Below are 572 nucleotides of genomic sequence, written 5' to 3'. Positions count from 1 at the left end.
TACCAGATTAAACATCTCATTTCTTATTAGATATTATGCAACTTGCCAATCGCGCTCTGCAACGCGAAAGAATAGCCCTTGGCACCCAAGCCACAAATCACTCCCTGCGCGATATCGCTCAGATAGCTGTGGTGGCGAAAGCTCTCACGTGCGTGAACATTGCTCAGATGGACTTCGATGAAAGGAATATTCACGCCCAGCAGTGCATCGCGCAGAGCAACGGAAGTATGCGTAAATGCTGCCGGATTGATGATGATAAAATCGATTTTCTCAAAGGCATCATGAATTTTCTCAATCAGTTCATATTCACGGTTAGATTGCAGATGTGAAAGAGCAACATTTTGCAGCGCGGCTTCGTCGGTCAGGGCTTTAATAATGTCATCCAGGGTTTTTGAACCGTACACTTCTGGTTCGCGCTGACCCAACAGGTTCAGGTTGGGTCCGTTAAGCACCAGCAGTTTGATCTGCTGGGTCATATGCTCTAGACTCCTTTTAGCTTAGAATTCAATTCTGTTTCCTGTGTGAAACTGTTATCCGCTCACAATTCCACACATTATACGAGCCGATGATTA

At 45.5% G+C, this 572-nt stretch carries 1 protein-coding gene; it reads right to left on the bottom strand.

All coding sequences use genetic code 11. The annotated features are described in order from the left end of the window. Positions 1-26: 26 nt before the first annotated feature. A complete protein-coding gene (aroQ, locus tag D5281_RS25250) occupies positions 27-476 on the bottom strand; it encodes a type II 3-dehydroquinate dehydratase (protein WP_160562577.1) in 450 nt (149 codons plus the stop codon). Positions 477-572 lie beyond the last annotated feature (96 nt).

The sequence above is a fragment of the Parablautia muri genome (assembly GCF_009917485.1).
Classification (GTDB): domain Bacteria; phylum Bacillota; class Clostridia; order Lachnospirales; family Lachnospiraceae; genus Suilimivivens; species Suilimivivens muri.
The sequence above is the reverse complement of the archived record's forward strand: the minus strand, read 5'-3'. Positions and strand labels throughout refer to the sequence as shown.